The sequence below is a fragment of the Ramlibacter sp. Leaf400 genome, assembly GCF_001424545.1.
Lineage (GTDB): Bacteria > Pseudomonadota > Gammaproteobacteria > Burkholderiales > Burkholderiaceae_C > Ramlibacter.
Genome location: NZ_LMQL01000009.1, coordinates 158,798 through 174,904, shown reverse-complemented (window position 1 = coordinate 174,904; position 16,107 = coordinate 158,798). Strand labels below are relative to the sequence as shown.

At 67.4% G+C, this 16,107-nt stretch carries 17 protein-coding genes; 11 read left to right on the top strand and 6 right to left on the bottom strand.

All coding sequences use genetic code 11. The annotated features are described in order from the left end of the window. Positions 1-6: 6 nt before the first annotated feature. A complete protein-coding gene (locus tag ASG30_RS09035; RefSeq protein ID WP_082521991.1) occupies positions 7-798 on the bottom strand; it encodes a TetR/AcrR family transcriptional regulator in 792 nt (263 codons plus the stop codon). Between the two features lie 179 nt (positions 799-977). Here ASG30_RS09035 and ASG30_RS09030 point away from each other — a divergent pair, with 179 nt between their 5' ends. The 7 genes from ASG30_RS09030 (at position 978) to ASG30_RS09000 (ending at position 7,210) form a co-directional block, all read left to right on the top strand. Then, entirely contained in the window at positions 978-2,204 is a 1,227-nt protein-coding gene (locus ASG30_RS09030) for an FAD-dependent monooxygenase (protein ID WP_055895111.1), read from the top strand. Between the two features lie 11 nt (positions 2,205-2,215). Further along, positions 2,216-2,989 (top strand): maleate cis-trans isomerase family protein, encoded by a 774-nt coding sequence (locus ASG30_RS09025; protein WP_055895110.1) that lies wholly within the window; start codon positions 2,216-2,218, stop codon positions 2,987-2,989. Continuing rightward, entirely contained in the window at positions 2,986-3,813 is an 828-nt protein-coding gene (locus ASG30_RS09020) for an alpha/beta fold hydrolase (protein WP_055895109.1), read from the top strand. The genes ASG30_RS09025 and ASG30_RS09020 overlap by 4 nt, the downstream gene beginning before the upstream one ends. Then, positions 3,800-4,858, top strand: coding sequence for a hypothetical protein (locus tag ASG30_RS09015; protein WP_055895107.1), 1,059 nt, complete (start codon positions 3,800-3,802; stop codon positions 4,856-4,858). The genes ASG30_RS09020 and ASG30_RS09015 overlap by 14 nt, the downstream gene beginning before the upstream one ends. After that, complete coding sequence (locus tag ASG30_RS09010; protein WP_055895104.1) at positions 4,855-5,502, top strand: isochorismatase family protein; 648 nt, start codon at positions 4,855-4,857, stop codon at positions 5,500-5,502. The genes ASG30_RS09015 and ASG30_RS09010 overlap by 4 nt, the downstream gene beginning before the upstream one ends. Positions 5,503-5,605: 103 nt before the next feature. Further along, the gene (locus ASG30_RS09005) at positions 5,606-6,625 is read left to right on the top strand and encodes a Bug family tripartite tricarboxylate transporter substrate binding protein (RefSeq protein ID WP_055895103.1); all 1,020 of its coding nucleotides are present in this window, start codon (positions 5,606-5,608) and stop codon (positions 6,623-6,625) included. A 129-nt stretch (positions 6,626-6,754) separates the two neighbouring features. After that, entirely contained in the window at positions 6,755-7,210 is a 456-nt protein-coding gene (locus tag ASG30_RS09000) for a DUF3237 domain-containing protein (protein ID WP_055895101.1), read from the top strand. A 19-nt stretch (positions 7,211-7,229) separates the two neighbouring features. Here the strand turns inward: ASG30_RS09000 and ASG30_RS22100 are convergent, their stop codons facing one another. From ASG30_RS22100 to ASG30_RS08995, 3 genes are all read right to left on the bottom strand, one after another. Further along, positions 7,230-7,772: a DNA-deoxyinosine glycosylase gene (locus ASG30_RS22100; RefSeq protein ID WP_082521990.1), complete on the bottom strand. Its 543-nt coding sequence runs from the start codon at positions 7,770-7,772 to the stop codon at positions 7,230-7,232. A 147-nt stretch (positions 7,773-7,919) separates the two neighbouring features. Continuing rightward, complete coding sequence (locus ASG30_RS22480) at positions 7,920-8,162, bottom strand: hypothetical protein (protein ID WP_156385468.1); 243 nt, start codon at positions 8,160-8,162, stop codon at positions 7,920-7,922. A gap of 155 nt (positions 8,163-8,317) precedes the next feature. After that, positions 8,318-9,616 (bottom strand): hypothetical protein, encoded by a 1,299-nt coding sequence (locus ASG30_RS08995; protein WP_156385467.1) that lies wholly within the window; start codon positions 9,614-9,616, stop codon positions 8,318-8,320. Between the two features lie 278 nt (positions 9,617-9,894). Between ASG30_RS08995 and ASG30_RS23090 the strand changes: the two genes are divergently transcribed. From ASG30_RS23090 to ASG30_RS08985, 3 genes are all read left to right on the top strand, one after another. Next, a complete protein-coding gene (locus tag ASG30_RS23090) occupies positions 9,895-10,899 on the top strand; it encodes a DUF1353 domain-containing protein (protein ID WP_200947283.1) in 1,005 nt (334 codons plus the stop codon). A gap of 215 nt (positions 10,900-11,114) precedes the next feature. Continuing rightward, positions 11,115-12,410 (top strand): FAD-dependent oxidoreductase, encoded by a 1,296-nt coding sequence (locus ASG30_RS08990; protein ID WP_055895098.1) that lies wholly within the window; start codon positions 11,115-11,117, stop codon positions 12,408-12,410. 156 nt (positions 12,411-12,566) lie between these two features. Further along, a complete protein-coding gene (locus tag ASG30_RS08985; protein ID WP_055895096.1) occupies positions 12,567-12,932 on the top strand; it encodes a hypothetical protein in 366 nt (121 codons plus the stop codon). A gap of 27 nt (positions 12,933-12,959) precedes the next feature. On the opposite strand, the gene ASG30_RS22475 is transcribed toward ASG30_RS08985, so the two are convergent. After that, positions 12,960-13,121 carry a hypothetical protein gene (locus ASG30_RS22475; RefSeq protein ID WP_156385466.1) on the bottom strand — a complete coding sequence of 54 codons (162 nt, stop codon included), beginning with the start codon at positions 13,119-13,121 and terminating at the stop codon, positions 12,960-12,962. A 442-nt stretch (positions 13,122-13,563) separates the two neighbouring features. Here ASG30_RS22475 and ASG30_RS08980 point away from each other — a divergent pair, with 442 nt between their 5' ends. Further along, on the top strand, positions 13,564-15,003 hold the full coding sequence (locus ASG30_RS08980; protein ID WP_082521988.1) for a sulfite oxidase: 1,440 nt from the start codon (positions 13,564-13,566) through the stop codon (positions 15,001-15,003). A 63-nt stretch (positions 15,004-15,066) separates the two neighbouring features. On the opposite strand, the gene ASG30_RS08975 is transcribed toward ASG30_RS08980, so the two are convergent. Next, entirely contained in the window at positions 15,067-16,050 is a 984-nt protein-coding gene (locus ASG30_RS08975; protein ID WP_055895094.1) for a Bug family tripartite tricarboxylate transporter substrate binding protein, read from the bottom strand. Positions 16,051-16,107: the final 57 nt, after the last annotated feature.

The window sequence follows — 16,107 nt, the reverse complement described above, 5'->3', positions numbered from 1 at the left end:
GGGTGGTCAGCGTGCTGAGGCCGCCCGCCGCGGCGAGCCCGCTGCCGTAGCGGCCGTGCTCGGCGGCGCCTGAAGACCTGCGACCACGAATGCGGTGATCTGGTCCAGGATCGCCTCGGTGTCGTCCAGGTCCACCAGCCCGGGTGCGGTCACCTCCAGGCGGTGCGTGTCCGAGAAGGCGTACATGTAGGCGCCGACCATGAGCGCCATCCGCCAGTAGACGTCCTGTTCGGGCAGGTCGGGCAGGGCGAGCTTGAGCGCTTCCACGTACTGGCGGGTGGAGTAGTCGTACACCCGCGTGCGCAGCTCGTACGAAACGCTCGGCGGCTCCGTGTGCAGCCGCGCCTGCAGGCGCAGGAAGGGGCGGCCTTCCGGCGTGGCCCGCAGCGCGAGCACCGGCGAGAGGAAGGCCTGCACCAGGTCGCGCAACCGGATCTGCTTGCCGCTCGCCTGCAGGGCCTCGAGGTTGGCCGTGCGCTGCTGCGAGATCGGCAGGCCCCGGCGCAGGAAAGTCGCCTCGAACAGGCCGTGCTTGGAGCCGAAGTAGTAGCTGATCAGCGCCTGCGTCACGCTGGCGGCGTCGGCCACCAGGCGCAAGGTGGTGCCGGCGTAGCCGAGCTCGGCGAACGTGATCTCGGCCGCGTCCAGGATCTTTTCCCGCAGGTTGGATTCGCCTTCCGGACGGCCCGGACCGGTGCGCGCCGAACCGCGTTTGCGGGCCGGGGTGGCCACCCCGCTGCGGCCGACGGGCGCGGCGACGGGGGCGGGGCGGGGGGCGGATTTGGGGCGGGCGGTCATGGGATCAGGCAAGCCGCCCAGTCTACCCAAGCGCCTGCGCGCGCACCCCGCGGCCAGGGCCTGTAACCCCACTATTTGGTCGACCATTTAAATTGATTTGGTCGATCGTTTAATTTCCGTTTCAATGCAGGCACGCGGCGAGCCTTCCGCCCGCCGCATCGGCAACTCAGGAGATCTGGATGAGCAAAGTCTTGCGCGTCGCCATCGTCGGCGGCGGCATCGGTGGTGTGACGCTGGCGCGGGCCCTGCACGCGCGCGGCATCGAGTTCCGTCTGTTCGAGCGGGCGTCGGCCTTCGGCGAGATCGGCGCCGGCGTGCAGATCACGCCCAACGCCGTGAAGGTGCTCAAGGCGCTGGGCCTGGAGAAGGAGCTGGCGCGGGTGGGCTTCCTGCCCGAGGCGATGGTGGGCCGCAACTGGGAGACGGCCACCGAGCTGTTCCGCACGCCGCTGAAGGCCACGGCCCCGGGCCTGTTCGGCGCCGAGTTCTACCACGTGCACCGCGCCGACCTGCACGCGATCCTGTGCGCGGGCCTGCCGGCCGAGTCGGTGCGCTTCGGCGTGCGCTGCACCGGCGTGGAAACCACTTCGGGCGGCGCGACCGTGGTCCTTGACGACGGCACCCGCTACCTGGCCGACGTGGTGGTCGGCGCCGACGGCATCCACTCGGCGGTGCGCGACGCCCTGTGGGGCGCGGACAAGGCCCGCTACACCGGCCACATGTGCTGGCGCGCGCTGGTCCCGGTGGACCGGCACCCGCTGCCCTACGTCAGCCCCGACGCTTCCTTCTGGATGGGCCCCAAGGCCCACGTCGTCACCTACTACGTGAAGGGCGGCGCGGCGGTGAACATCGTCGCCGTGGGCGAGTCGCCGGCCTGGGTGAAGGAAGGCTGGACCGAGCCGAGCACCACCGAGGAGCTGCTGTCGTTCTACGCCGGCTGGCACGAGAACCTGATCCGCCTGTTCGAGAACACGGACCGCACCCAGACCTTCAAGTGGGGCCTGTTCGACCGCGACCCGATGGACCGCTGGTCGGTCGGCCACGCCACGCTGCTGGGCGACGCGGCGCACCCGATGCTGCCCTTCCTGTCGCAGGGCGCCGCGATGGCCATCGAGGACGGCTACGTGCTGGCCTGCGCGCTGGACCACTTCCGCAGCGACGTGCCCGCCGCGCTGGCCGCCTACGAGGCCGAGCGCCGCCCGCGCACGAGCCGGGTGCAGCTGCAGGCGCGCGAACGCGGCCGGACCTACCACCTGTCGTCGCCGGAAGAGCAGCGCAAGCGCGACCTCGAGTACCAGCGCGAGCAGGAACGCAATCCCAACGCCGTGGGCATCCGCGCCGAATGGATCTACGAGTACGACGCGGTGTCCTGCACCAGCCGCTTCGACACCCCGCTGGCCGCCTGAGGAGTCTCGCGATGAAGAACTTCCGCGTCGGCCAGATCGTGCCCAGTTCCAACACCACCATGGAGACGGAGATCCCGGCCATGCTGCGCGCCCGCGAGGCCGTGGCGCCCGAGCGCTTCAGCTTCCACTCCTCGCGCATGCGCATGAAGCACGTGACGAAGGAAGAACTGGCGAAGATGGACGGCGACTCCGGCCGCTGCGCGCTCGAGCTGTCCGATGCGCGCGTGGATGTCCTGGGCTATGCCTGCCTGGTCGCCATCATGAGCATGGGCCGCGGCTACCACCGGCAGTCCGAGCAGCGCCTGCATTCGCTGACGGTGGAGAACGGCGCGGCGGCGCCCGTGGTCACCAGCGCCGGCGCGCTGATCGATGGGCTGCGGACGCTGGGCGCCCGCAAGATCGCGGTGCTCACGCCCTACATGAAGCCGCTCACGGCGCTGGTCGTGGACTACATCGAGAACGAGGGGTTCGAGGTGCAGGACGCGGTCTCTCTCGAGATCCAGGACAACCTGGCCGTCGGCGCCCGCGACCCGCGCGCGCCGATCGAGCTGTCCAGGAAGCTCAACACCGCCAACTGCGACGCCGTGGTGCTCTCGGCCTGCGTGCAGATGCCCTCGCTGGCGTCGATCCAGCCGGTGCAGGACCGAATCGGCATCCCCGTGGTGTCGGCCGCGGTGTGCACCGTCTACAGCATGCTCGGCGCACTGGGGCTCGACCCGGTCGTGCCCAACGCCGGAGCCCTCTTGTCCGGCGCGTACGCGCGCTCCGCGGCGGTGGCGTCATGACCCGGTTCTGCCACGGCTTGCAAGTGCGAGCCAACGGCGTGCGCCTGCACCTGCTGCGCTACGGCGGCCAGGGCAAGCGCCTGCTGCTGCTGCCCGGCATCACCAGCCCGGCGATCACCTGGGGTTTCGTGGCGGAACGTCTCGCGCAGCACTACGACGTGCACGTGCTCGACTTCCGCGGCCGCGGCCTGTCCGAAAGCCGGCCCGGGCTGGACGCCAGCCTGGACGCGATGGCCGCCGACGTGACCGGCCTGCTGGACGCGCTGCAGTGGCGCGAGGCGATCGTGCTCGGGCACTCCATGGGCGCGCGCGTGGCGATCCGCGCCGCCGCGCGCAACCCCGAACGCATCGGTCACCTGCTGCTGGTGGACCCGCCGGTGACGGGACCCGGCCGCCGGCCGTACCCCGCGCCCCTGTCGTGGTACGTGGACTCCATCCGCCTCGCGACGCAGGGCACCGATGCGCAGGGGCTGCGCGCGTTCTCGCCCACCTGGACCGAGCAGCAGCTGCAGCTGCGCGCCGAATGGCTGCACACCTGCGACGAGGCCGCCGTGGTCCAGGCCTACAACGGTTTCCACGAGGACGACATCCATGCCGACCTGCCCAGGCTGCGCACGCCCGGCCTGCTGATGGCCGCTGGCCGCGGCGGCGTGATCCTGCCGCAGGACCTGGCCGAGATCGCCCGGCTCGCACCCGGGCTGCGGCAAGCCACCGCGGCGAACGCGGGCCACATGATCCCCTGGGACGACGAGGAGGGGTTCTTGCGCCTGCTCGGCGAGCACCTGGGATGCACCTTCGACGGAGGCTCCCATGGCCGTGAGTGATGCGGACCTGGTCCGCGCCTGGGACCAGGTGCTGTCGCTGTCGGGCGTGCGCGCCGGGCAGATGGTGACCGTGCTCACCAGCGAAAGCACGCACCCGCAGACCCTGCGCTGCGCCATCGCCTCGGCCAGCGCGCGCGGCGCCTGCGTGAGCCGCCTCGACCTCTCGTCGGTCAACGCGGAGAAATCCCTCAGCCGCGATCCGCTCGCGTACCTGGGCACCACGCCGCTGACCGGCAACCGCCCGGCCATCGCCGCCCTGAAGGCGAGCGACTACGTGCTGGACCTGATGACGCTGCTGTTCTCGCCCGAGCAGCACGACATCCTGTCCTCGGGCACGCGCATCCTGCTGGCGGTGGAACCGCCCGAGGTGCTGGTGCGCATGGTGCCCACGCTCGCCGACAAAGAGCGGGTGCAGTCGGCCGCGCGCCTGTTCGAAGGCCGCAAGACGATGCGCGTGCGTTCCCGGGCCGGGACGGACCTGACCTGCTCGCTGGGCCAGTACCCGGTGGTGCAGGAATACGGCCTGGTCGACCAGCCGGGACGCTGGGACCACTGGCCCAGCGGCTTCATCCTCACGTGGGCCGACGAAGGCGGCAGCGACGGCACCGTGGTGCTCGACCGCGGCGACATCCTGCTGCCGCAGAAGTGCTACGTGCAGGCGCCGGTCACCCTGCAGGTCGAAGGCGGCTACGTGCGCGCCATCGAAGGCGGGCTCGATGCCGAGCTGCTGCGCGACTACGTCGAGTCCTTCCACGACCCGGAGGCCTACGCGCTGTCGCACATCGGCTGGGGCCTGCAAAAGCGCGCCCGCTGGAGCACGCTGGGCCTGTACGACCGCGAGGCCAGCATCGGGATGGATGCGCGCGCCTTCGACGGCAACTTCCTGTGGTCCCTGGGCCCGAACAACGAGGTGGGCGGCAGCCGCACGACGGCCTGCCACATCGACATCCCGATGCGCAACTGCACCGTGATGCTGGACGACCTGGTCGTGGTGCGCGAGGGCAGGGTGTGCGAGGAACTGATGGTCAAGGGAGGCGAAGCATGAGCGGGCGCGATCTGGAGGCCGCGAAGGACCTGGAGGTCTACCGTCGACAGGGCCTGGGCGGCTCCCTCGGGCGGCAGCCGCCTTTCGGGCTGCTGGTGGTGGACTTCGTGCGCGGATTCGCCGACCCGGCGCAGCTGGGCGGCGGCAACATCGCGCAGGCGATCGAGGCCAGCGTGCCGCTGCTGGCCGCCGCGCGCGCGCAGGGCTGGCCCATCGCGCACAGCCGCATCGTCTATGCGGACGACGCGAGCGACCACAACGTCTTCAGCGAGAAGATCCCCGGCATGCGCGTGCTGCACGAAGAGGCCGACGCGAGCCAGTTCGTGCCGCAGCTCGCGCCGATGGCCGGCGAGCTGGTGGTGCGCAAGACCGCGCCTTCCGCCTTCTTCGGCACGGCACTGGCGCCGTGGCTCACCGCGCGCGGCGTGCGCACCCTTCTCGTGGCCGGATGCACCACCAGCGGGTGCGTGCGCGCCAGCGTGGTGGATGCGATGTCGTGGGGTTTCCGTCCCATCGTCGTCGAGGACTGCGTGGGCGATCGCGCCATCGGTCCGCACGACGCGAATCTGTTCGACATGCGCAGCAAGTACGCGGACGTCGCGCCGTGGAATGCGGTGGCCGAGAGCATCGGCATCGCGGCATGACGGCGTTGCCAGCGGCACAGAAGTTGCGAACCCATCCGAGCCAAGGTTCTTCCGTCGCCCTCACCGGCGCTTGATTGCAAATCCCTTCACCAGGAGCGTTTCCATGTCCTTCGAAACCACCACCCCGCAGCGCACGCCGGTCCGCCGCCGCTTCGCTCTGCACGCGGCCGCGATCGCCCTCACGGCTTCCTTCGCGGCGCTCGCGCCCGCCATGTCGATGGCCCAGGCCTGGCCGAGCAAGCCGGTCCGGCTGATCGTGAACTTCCCCCCGGGCAGCTCGCCCGACGTGGTGGCGCGCGCGATCGGCACGCCGCTGTCGCAGGCGCTCGGCCAGCCCGTGGTGATCGACAACCGGGCCGGTGCCAGCGGCCTGATCGGCGCCGAGGCGGTGGCCAAGTCCGCGCCCGACGGCTACACGCTGCTGGTGTCGGCGGGCAGCTCGTTCACGATGGTGCCGCACATGATGCCGAAGATGAGCTTCGACCCGGTGAAGGACTTCGTGCCCGTCGCCGGCATCGGCCGCATCGACATCTTCCTGGTCACCCGCAACGACCAGCCGTACGCCAACTTCCAGGAGTTCGTGAAGTACGCGAAGTCCAACCCGGGCAAGCTGAGCTATTCCAGCGCCGGAAACGGCACCTCGCCGCACATCGCCGGCGAGATGCTCAAGGCGATGGCCGGCCTGCACACGGTGCACATCCCGTACCGCGGCACGACGCCGGCGCTGCAGGACCTGCTGGCGGGCAACGTGAACTACTCGTTCGACTCGGGCGCGTCGGTCACCCACATCAAGAGCGGCAAGCTCAAGCTGCTGGCCACGGCGGGCACCAAGCGGTCCAGCCAGTTCCCCGAGACACCCACGATGGACGAACTGGGCCTGAAGGGTTTCGACGCCGGCACTACGCACGGCCTGTTCGCGCCGGCCGGCACGCCCAAGGAAGTGGTCGACCGCGTGAATGCCGAGGTCAACAAGCTGCTGGCCAACCCGCAGATCGCGCAGCAGATCCGCGCGATCGGTGCCGAGCCCGCGCTCGGTACGCCGGCCGAGTTCCGCGCGTCGATGGTCGCGGACAGCGACCGCTACGCCGCGGTCATCAAGGCCCGCGCCATCCGTCCGGACTGACGCGCTGTCGACGTGGACACCGCCATGACGGCGTGGCTCCTGCTCGCGAACGGGCAGGGGTCGCGGCGGCGCGGCCGCAAAGCGACTACAGTTTCGCGGCCGCCCCCTGTTGCGAATGAGGCCAGTCCCATGATCCAGACCCGACCCCTGTTCGAAGTGCGTTTCTCGGTGCCCGAGATCGTCGACGTCGGCGACACGCCGGCCGGGCGCCGACGCGTCGCTACGGTGGCGGGCGGCACGTTCGAAGGCGAGCGCCTCGGCGGCGAAGTGCTGGGCTCGGCCGGGGGCGACTGGATGCTGGCACGGCCCGACGGCGTGCTCGTGCTCGACGTGCGCCTTCAGCTTCGCACGCGCGAGGGCGAGCTGATCCACATGGCCTACCGCGGTCTGCGCCACGGGCCCGCCGACGTCATGGCGCGCCTGGCCGCGGGCGAGGCCGTGGACCCGGCCAGCTACTACTTCCGCATCGTGCCCACGTTCGAAACCGGTGCGCCCCGGCTGCAGTGGCTGCACCGGATCATCGCCATCGGCACCGGCCGCCGCGAGGCTGGCGGGCCGATCTATCAGATCCACGAAGTGCTTTAGATCGGCCGTCGCAGCGCGCTCAGCTCAGAAGCGCCTGAGCCCACGCACGCCGCTTTTCTTCAAGTGGTGTCGACGCGTTTGCCGGACTGGTGGAGGGCAGCAATACCCAGTCGCACGGCAAATCGGCAGGAAGAGTCTCGCGTACAAGTCGCTGGAACAGCTTAGCTGCGTGCTGCCCATTGAAGCAGACCCGGACAATCCCGGGGTGGTCGGCGAAAAAGGAGGAGAAATCATTCGGCGCCACGGTCTCTGAGCGAATGCTGGAGTCCAGGCTGCCTGGCCTTTCGGCCGCGGCACAGACATCCCAGAGTGCGATTCGATGGTCGAGAAGATGCTGCACGCGAGCGTCATACGACCCGAGTGGGTCGAATCCCAGGATGTCGCCCACAATGCTCCAGAATCGATTTTGCGGATGGGCGTAGTACTCGCTGCACGCGAGGGAGCGCTCCCCTGGCAGCGTCCCCAGTACCAGAACCCGAGCGTCTGAACGGGCAAGAGCATGGAAGCCTCGAGGTATCACGTCTTCGGGTAAAGTGAAATCGCTATTGCTTGGGTATCCCATTCCTCATTGTCCGCTCCCGGCATGAGCAGTCATTCCGAGCCAGCCTGGGGCGATAGCAGGTGCCACACAGACGTTCAGCCCGCTCAAGGCTCCGCTAGAGCTTTTTCGTTTGCAGCGACCAAGCCCTTCATGAAGCGGATCGCCTTCTCAAGCTCTTCGCGCTTCACCAGATGGCCGGCGTTCGTTCTCTGCGAGCGGCCGGGAACGGTGTACCGCATCCCCGCGCTTGGAGACGAGTTCGTCCAGCGTGCGCCTCGCCGACTGATGATCGTAGTTCAGCCACCTCCATCCGGCCTTCACGTCCACTTCAAGGTACTCCAGGAAGGTGCGCTTCGTCTTATCCGAGGACGGGGTGTGAAACCGCTTCAGCTCTTCCTGCAGCTTGCCCACCACGAGTTGCTGATCGGGTTGCCGTTCAGCGCTCGCAGGCGTGCTATTGCTTCAACGATCCGGTCATGGCCTGTTCTTGCAAGGGCACCGCGCGTCTCGCATACGGCAGCATCGGAAGCCCGGAATATCGGAGGACCGTACGCGAGGGGCTCATGTCAGGGGGCGCCTGGAGTTTCCTGACGCGGCTCGTCTTTCGAACGGCTTAACTGCTTCGCAGCTGCCACTCCGCGCTGCGCAATTTCGAAGAACTTGTCGCGCAATTCGGGAAACTGCTGCAGCGCCTTCTGAAATGCTTCGGAGCCGATCAGCTCCTGATACGGGCTGCCATGAATCTCATCCTGCACCAGGCGCAGCGGGGGCTCCTCGAGGCGGGTAAGCGCTGCCCCGAAGAGGCGGGCCTCAAATACAGGGTCGATTCGGGCAGCTTCCTTTCGGTAGCCTTCATAAGCCTTTGCAACGGATGCCTTGAATCCGTAATCCTCAGCAAGCCGGAAACGCTGCGCCAGTTGCTTCGTTGCCACCCATGCAAACCACAACGGGGCGCCTACGCTGAGTACAGAAATCAGGGCATGCATCCATATGACTCCCCATTTGAGGTCATCTCCCTCAAGGGCTGCTGAGAGCAGCTTCATTCGCTCTGCACCAAGATAGTTGGCTGCTACGAGTGCCACGAGCAGTCCTACCACCCAAACCCACATTGAGAATGCGATCTTGAACGCACGCTGGTCGAATGCTGCAGCAAGCCCTTTAGTAGTGGTGATGCGATAGGCCTGCTCGCATTGGTCCACCAATTTGGCTGAAGCCTGCTCATGGCTCTTCGCCTTCTCGAGAAGTTGCGTGATTTCGCGGCCACGCTCATCCAACTTGCCCCACAATTCAGAGGCCTCGGTGGCGGACTTTTCGATCTTCTTCCTAGCGTCAGCCAAGTCTTGTAAGTCCGTGGGCAGGCTCTCTGCCGCCGCCGTAGCCGCCTCGATCTGCGCGATCTGCTGGCGCAGCTGCTCAGCATTTGGCGCCAGTTGATCCAGCGTTGAGTGGTATGAACGCAGACGCCTAGCAAGAGGTGCGGGCATCATCCGGTGCTCGGGACTTGGCACCCAACCGATTTGTGGCGCCAGCAAACCTGAGATCACCTCAAGGGTGCCGATGTACGCGGGAATGGCCTGATGGCCATTTCCATTGAACATGTGCGGCAATGTTTCGCTGTGCAGCAGCTTTAGCCGACGTGGGAAGTCTGAGAGTGCTTCTGCCTGATCCTCATCGACCTCTAAGACGTCCGCAGCTCGAATGCGCTCTGCTAACCCAGATGCCAGCTGGGCGAGGTCGTGTCTGTTCACGGCCGGGTGATGCCAGCCGTAAACCTCGCGCACCGTTCGATCGTCAGACCAGTTGGCGGTGACCTTGTCGGCAAGTTGATCAAGTGCAGTGCAAAGCGCCTCAAACGTCGGGTGCATACCCCCTCCTTTTCTGACGCAATGGTACGCGGAACATCCTTGCGCTGCTGAGCTGCTGTGAGTTTGCGGTAGAGAGCGAATGCGCCACCCGGTCGCCGACGGACATCCCGACGTTAGGGCCGACAATCCTTCGCGCAGGGACGATCTGTGCTAAGTGTCAGGTGTAAGTCGGAACGGACGTACTGGAAAATGACACTCTGTAAGACACGTTTGATAGGCCTTCCGGCGCTGACGTCACGCTTGCGCAACATGATCAAGATGGCATACGCTGACGCGAAATGAACGAGAGGAGAGATATGGGCTCTCAAGTACGTACTGTTGCCGTTTCGGTGGCTATGATCCTCAGCGTCTGTCCCGCTGCGTCTCAAGAACACTTCGGAACGTTTCTCGATCAATTGCAAGGGACTTTCAACATATCCGCGCAGCCGCGGCCAACATTCAAGCTGCGGCAGACCTTTCGGTTCCGAGATCCAAATGGACTTCTCTGGAGTACACCGGCAGACGTCGAAGTAGACGGGGCGTCGATTCCACAGCCATTTTGGTCTGTGATCGGGGGGCCTTTCGAGGGGCAGTACATCAACGCCTCTGTAATCCACGACCACTACTGCCGAACGAGGGAGCGCACAGCCCACGACACTCACAGGAACTTCTATTACGGTATGCGAGCTACTGGAGTGCCAACATGGAGAGCGAACTTGATGTACTGGGCCGTGGCGACGTTCGGGCCAAGCTGGAAGCTTGAAAAACGTGTCGTCTCAAAGCAAACGTGCACACCCGGCTCTGCCGGATTGGCGCCGACTTGTACCAGCACGTCTTCTCTCGAGAATATTCTCGTAAGTTCACCTGGCGTAGACCTGTCCGATCCGGAGATTTTGGCTGCTGCTGTCAGCAAGACGAACGCAGTTGCAAAGACGCTCTTGACTTCCGATGGGGCCATCTTGGATGTGGTTAGTGGAGGCACCGTGCCCGCAGATCTAAACACGATCGCAGCGAGTGCGGAGACCTATCGTAGAGTCTTCGCGAACAAAGAGTTCGCTATCGCACCGAATCGATTGGGTGTGCTTTCTGTCGATTCCGAAGGTCTCAGCAAGATTGAGCCTTGGGCAGGCAACAGATTGCCCAGATTCGAAGAGGCTGCCGTTCTCACCACTGAAAATCCGAATGTTCAGTTTCGCAACGTTGGAGTGAGGGCAGGCACCGGGGCTTCGGATATCTTGCAGCAACGAATCGATCTCAAGTCGCTCTCCGGTCAGTCCAAGTTTGAACTTCGGTACAGGCAGTAAGCTCCTTTCTGCGCGCGGCGATCTCTTGCACAACTGCCTGCGAACTGAGACACCGTCGGAGGTGAGGTCAGAACACAGGACGGCCCCCCCTCGGTAGACGCGGCGAAGCTGCGGCGGATTGCGAGTCCGTCGGCTTCAATCCCGCTCCGGACCAGAAACGGAATGGCCGCGGCCAGCGGGTGCCGCTATAGTCACCGCCCCCACCCGGAGGCCCCATGGCTGAGCAGCATGAACCACTCGACGTCGCCATCGTCGGCGGCGGGATCTGCGGCGTCATCGCGCTGCATTACGCGCGGCAGGCCGGCCTGAAAGCGCATGTGTTCGAGAGGCAGTCCGGCGTCGGGGGCCTGTGGCGCCAGCTGCCGCCCTGGCAGGACATCCAGATCGGCACGAGCGACTGGGCGTTGGGCGATCTGGCCGTCGAGAGTCCCTTCCAGCCCGACATCCTGAAGAACATCGAGGCCTGGGTCCGCCGCTTCGACCTGTCCGACGGCATCAGCCTGGATTGCCCGGTGCACTCGGTGAGCCCGGTGGATGGCGCATGGAAGGTCGTCACGCCGGGCCGCACCGTCCTGGCCAGGCACCTGATCGCTGCCACCGGCGCGCACAACCGCCCGCGTGTGCCCCCGGTGCGGCGGGACTCGGTGACGCTGCGCGAATACCACTCTTCGACCTTGCGCGATCCGTCCGAGCTGAAAGGCCGGCGCGTGCTGGTCGTCGGCGGTGGCGCGTCGGCTTTCGACCTGCTGGACCTTGCGCTGGAGCACGGAGCGCAGTCGTTGGCCTGGGTGCACCACGGGGAAGTGCGCTGGTTCACCCCCGCCCGCAAACCCAAGCACGTCGTGGGCAGCGTGCGCGAGTACGGCCGCATGCAGATGTCCGGGGCCAAGCCGCACCAGATCAACGCAGGGCTGGACGCGGACCTGCGTGGACGCTACGAGAAGTTCGGGCTGCAGGCCATCCTGCCGCGGGCGCCCGTCGATCTGCAGCGACAGCAGCTGGTGCCGGGAAGGCCGCGAATGGTGGCCCAGTTCGACGCCATCCGCAGGGTGCAGGCGAGCGTGGAGGCCATCGTCGGCGACACCGTGATGCTGTCGGACGGCTCTTCGCTCGAAGCGGACCTGGTGCTCTGGGGAACGGGCTACGAGGTCGATCTGTCGTACTTCGACGATGCCGACCTGGCGGCCGTGCGCACGGTCGAGGACCTGAACGAGCGGTGTGGCGGGCTCTGTCTCAGCCGCAGGCATCCGAACCTCTACTTTCCGGCGGTCGGCCTCGATGGGGTAGGAACCGCCACCTGGTTGTATGCCATCGCGATGCGTTCGCTGATGGCGCACATCCGGGGGGATGCCCGGCTGGACAACGAGTCCGTCGGCCACCGGCTCAACCACTTCGACATCGTCCGGTACCTCGCACCACGGGACCCGGTCAATTTTCCCGAGGCGACCTGGATGGCCGAGTACCGCGCGCTGGCGCAGACGCCTGACGGGCAGCCGTTCCCGATCCCCTGACAGGCGACCGCAGCGGACGCGTCAGGACCTGCTGAGCACCCTGCTCATGCATGGGCCCGCGCAGTGACGCCGACAGGCTGGCGCCGAGCGCGGGGCTGGCCTACAGTGGCCCTCCCGCACCAACAGGACTGCCACATGCCGACTCGTATCGCATCCATGACCAAGAAAATCTCGGCGAACGGCCAGGCGCTTCACCGCGCGATGATGAGCCGGATGGAACAGGGCGGGGCGGACAAGGAGCCGTCCGAAGCCGAGGCCGCCCTGATCGAGGAGCGCCGGCTGCTCAAGGAGGAGCGGGACAAGCGCAAGGCGCAGGCGCTGCTGCCCAGGCCCAGCGCCCTCGACCGGCTGGTGCGCACGCACCACCCGCAGGCCAAGGACAAGCCCAAGGCCACCAAGGAAGCCAAGGGCGACCACGAAACCAAGAAGCCCAAGGCGCGCAAGACACGCTCCGAGAAGCACGCGGAGAAGGCCGCGGCCCTGGAGGCGGCACGCAGGTCGCCGAAGAAGCCGGCCAAGTAACGCCGTCGCGAAGGGCGAGCCGCCGGCCTACAGGCGGCGCTTCTGGACGTTCGGCCTTTGGCCGACCTGGGCCGGGGCCTCGACCTTGCTGTCGACGTAGGCGCGGCCATGCTCGAGGGCGTCGTCGCTGGTGCGCCAGCGGCCGAGGTTCAATTCCTGGGACGACGCAGGCCGGGTGGCGTAGCACACCCATCCGCCGCTGGCGGCCGAGAGGGACTGGAGCCAGCGGGCCTGGAGCTTCCAGCCACGGTGCTCGGTATTCAGGGGACTGGGCGTATTCGGGGGTGAGGTTGACACGGGTGCAGTCTAGCCCTGTTGTGGCCGCCACTACGGCCGGGCGCGGCGGTTCTCACTGGCAGCCCGCGTCGAGTCGCCTGACGACGCGCACGGCGGTGGGTGTCCTCACCCGACCAGCTGGGGCCCTTGCCCCAATGTTCGCGGCCGCGGCAACGGCCGTGCGGAACGTTCGCCGCCGCCGGTTTGCAGCAGCCAGCGTGAACCGGTGCCCGACGGGGAGGCCTCTTTCGCGGCTTGGCACGCGTCATGCCCCACGCGTGCAGGCACCGGCACTCGCGCCCCGCGGGTAGCCGGGCTCAGCCCTGGAGGGAGGTCAGATCCAAGGAGCGAACCGATGAGATTTCCTTTCAAGCCATTCCGCAGCCATGCCGGAGATCGATGGCTGGCCGGCCGCAGCCATCCCGACGAACCCGGCGTCTCCCGGTCGGGCAGGCGCCACTTCCTGGCCACCGGCGCAGCGGCAACAGCAGCCGCCCTCACCGCCCCCAAGGTCGCCTCGCAGCTGACCACCGGCAACCCCCTCCAGGTGTCTCCGGGCAACTGCACGACCGTCCCGGACACGCCGACCCCCGCCCGCCCCGACCCGCAGAACGCATCGCGCGTGTACAGCGCGGCCGAGACCGTGCTGGCCTTCCGCAACCACGGGATGCAGGCCGAGTTCCTGCGCGAGCCGCTCACGCCCCTGGGCGCCCACTACCTGCTGATCCACTTCGACGTTCCGCAGCTGAGCGCGGCGGGCTATTCCGTGGCCCTGGACGGCAGGGTGCGCAACCCGACCCGGATCAGCCTCGACGACCTGAAGCGCCGGCCCACCATCAAGCAGGTGGTCACGCTCGAATGCGCCGGCACGGGCCGCTCGACGCTGCATCCCCGCGCCGTCTACGTGCCGTGGTTCAAGGAAGCGATGGGCCAGTACCAGTGGACGGGCACGCCGCTGCGGCCGATCCTGGAGCAGGCGGGATTGCTGGACGATGCCGTCGAAGTCGTGTTCACCGGATGGGACACGGGCATCGACCTCGGCGTCGAGCATGCCTTCGAGCGCAGCCTTCCGATCAAGGAAGCCCTTCGCGACGAGGTGATGCTGGCCTGGGAGCACAACGGCGTGCCGCTGCTGCCGCAGCACGGGTTCCCGCTGCGGCTGGTGGTGCCCAGCTGGTACGGCATGGCGAGCGTGAAGTGGCTGCGTGCCATCACGGTGCTGAACCAGCCCTTCCGGGGTGTCGAGCAGTCGAAGGTCTACCGGTACCAGCAGGTGAAGGGCGAGCCGGGCGAACCGGTCACCTTCAAGCGGGTGCACTCGCTCCTCATGCCACCTGGGATGCCGGACCTGATCACGCGCCAGCGCTTCCTCGCGCCCGGCCGCGTCGTCCTGCAGGGCGTTGCGTGGTCGGGGGCCGGCCGCATCACCCGCGTGGAGGTCAGCACCGACGGTGCGGCGACCTGGGGCGAGGCCCGGCTGGTTCCCGTCTCCGAGGATCGCTTCGCCTGGACGCAATGGCGGTTCGACTGGACTGCCACGCCGGGCGAGCACATCCTGGCCTGCCGCGCGACCGACGAAGCCGGCGACGTGCAACCGGTCAACCCCGAGAACCGCTGGAACCGCCAGGGCATGGGCGTGAACGGCGTGCAGCGCGTGCACGTCACCGTGATGGAGGGCATCGGCGCCTCGCGGGCCCGGGTGCCTTCCGTGGCACAGGTGGTGGTGCAGGGCGCGGACCCGGTGGAGGTTCCGCAGACGGTCAATTCGCTGGCGGGAAGTGGTGGCCCGCCCTGAGCGAGGGCGCGGCGTGGCACGGAGCCCGTCGGCGGAACGCCATCCCGGGTTCCGCCGCGGCGCTCACTCCACCTTGGCGCCGGACACCCGCACCAGCTCGCCGGCCTCGGGCATCTGGTTCCTGACGAACGTCCAGAACGCGTCAGGCGTCATCGGCTTGCCCGGGAAGGCGCCCTGCTCGATGAACTGCTTCTGGATCTCGGGCTTGACCAGCGCCTTGTTCAGCGCCGCATTCAGCGTGTCCAGCACCGGGCGCGGCGTGGCGGCAGGCGCCACCAGGCCGTACCAGTTGTCCGTGTAGAGCTTCACGCCAGCCTGCTCGAAGGTGGGGACATCGGGCATGGCCGGGTGGCGCTGGCGCGCGGCCACCGCCAGCGGACGAACCTTGCCGCCCCGAACGAAGGGCAGGGGGCCGGTGGTGATGATGTAGTCCACCCGTCCGGCCATCAGGTCGGTCATGGCGGGGCCCGCGCCCTTGAACGGGATGTGCGTGACGTCGATGTCCTCGAGCTTCCTGAACATCGCGCCGGCCAGGTGCTGCGAGGAGCCGATGCCGGCGGAGGCGTAGTTCAGCTTCCCGGGCTGGGCCTTGGCGGCCTTGACGATGTCCTGGACCGACTTGAAGGGCGAATCCAGCGGCACCAGCATCGTGCCGGGCGAGGTGTTGATCATCCCGATGGGCGCGAAGTCTTCCAGCGGCTTGTAGGGGAGCCTGGAGAAGAGGACCGAGTTGAAGCCGTGCGACGCCGACGTCGCCAGCATGATCGTGTAGCCATCCGGCCTGGCCTTGGCCACGAACTCGGAGCCGATGTTGCTGCCTGCACCCGCCTTGTTCTCGACGACGATGGGCTGGCCCAGGGCTCCCGCCATGTCGTTGGCGACCATCCGCGCCAGCGCATCGGCGGAGCCGCCGGCGGGCCAGCCCACGATGAGGGTGATCGGCCGCTCCGGGAACGCTCCTTGGGCAAAGGCGGGGGCGTGCAACGCTGCAACCGCGGCCAGAGCCATGCAGATCTGTCGCCGGCGGGGGGTGAACTTGGCGTTCATGGGTGTCTCTCTCCTGGGTGGATCAATGGTGTGAGCGGGTCGCCGGCCGGGCGCCGG

Coding starts and splice junctions, on each gene's coding strand:
- ASG30_RS09035 (WP_082521991.1), bottom strand. CDS start 798: ATGACCGCCCGCCCCAAATCCGCCCCCCGCCCCGCCCCCGTCGCCGCG.
- ASG30_RS09030 (WP_055895111.1), top strand. CDS start 978: ATGAGCAAAGTCTTGCGCGTCGCCATCGTCGGCGGCGGCATCGGTGGT.
- ASG30_RS09025 (WP_055895110.1), top strand. CDS start 2,216: ATGAAGAACTTCCGCGTCGGCCAGATCGTGCCCAGTTCCAACACCACC.
- ASG30_RS09020 (WP_055895109.1), top strand. CDS start 2,986: ATGACCCGGTTCTGCCACGGCTTGCAAGTGCGAGCCAACGGCGTGCGC.
- ASG30_RS09015 (WP_055895107.1), top strand. CDS start 3,800: ATGGCCGTGAGTGATGCGGACCTGGTCCGCGCCTGGGACCAGGTGCTG.
- ASG30_RS09010 (WP_055895104.1), top strand. CDS start 4,855: ATGAGCGGGCGCGATCTGGAGGCCGCGAAGGACCTGGAGGTCTACCGT.
- ASG30_RS09005 (WP_055895103.1), top strand. CDS start 5,606: ATGTCCTTCGAAACCACCACCCCGCAGCGCACGCCGGTCCGCCGCCGC.
- ASG30_RS09000 (WP_055895101.1), top strand. CDS start 6,755: ATGATCCAGACCCGACCCCTGTTCGAAGTGCGTTTCTCGGTGCCCGAG.
- ASG30_RS22100 (WP_082521990.1), bottom strand. CDS start 7,772: ATGGGATACCCAAGCAATAGCGATTTCACTTTACCCGAAGACGTGATA.
- ASG30_RS08995 (WP_156385467.1), bottom strand. CDS start 9,616: ATGCACCCGACGTTTGAGGCGCTTTGCACTGCACTTGATCAACTTGCC.
- ASG30_RS23090 (WP_200947283.1), top strand. CDS start 9,895: ATGAACGAGAGGAGAGATATGGGCTCTCAAGTACGTACTGTTGCCGTT.
- ASG30_RS08990 (WP_055895098.1), top strand. CDS start 11,115: ATGGCTGAGCAGCATGAACCACTCGACGTCGCCATCGTCGGCGGCGGG.
- ASG30_RS08985 (WP_055895096.1), top strand. CDS start 12,567: ATGACCAAGAAAATCTCGGCGAACGGCCAGGCGCTTCACCGCGCGATG.
- ASG30_RS08980 (WP_082521988.1), top strand. CDS start 13,564: ATGAGATTTCCTTTCAAGCCATTCCGCAGCCATGCCGGAGATCGATGG.
- ASG30_RS08975 (WP_055895094.1), bottom strand. CDS start 16,050: ATGAACGCCAAGTTCACCCCCCGCCGGCGACAGATCTGCATGGCTCTG.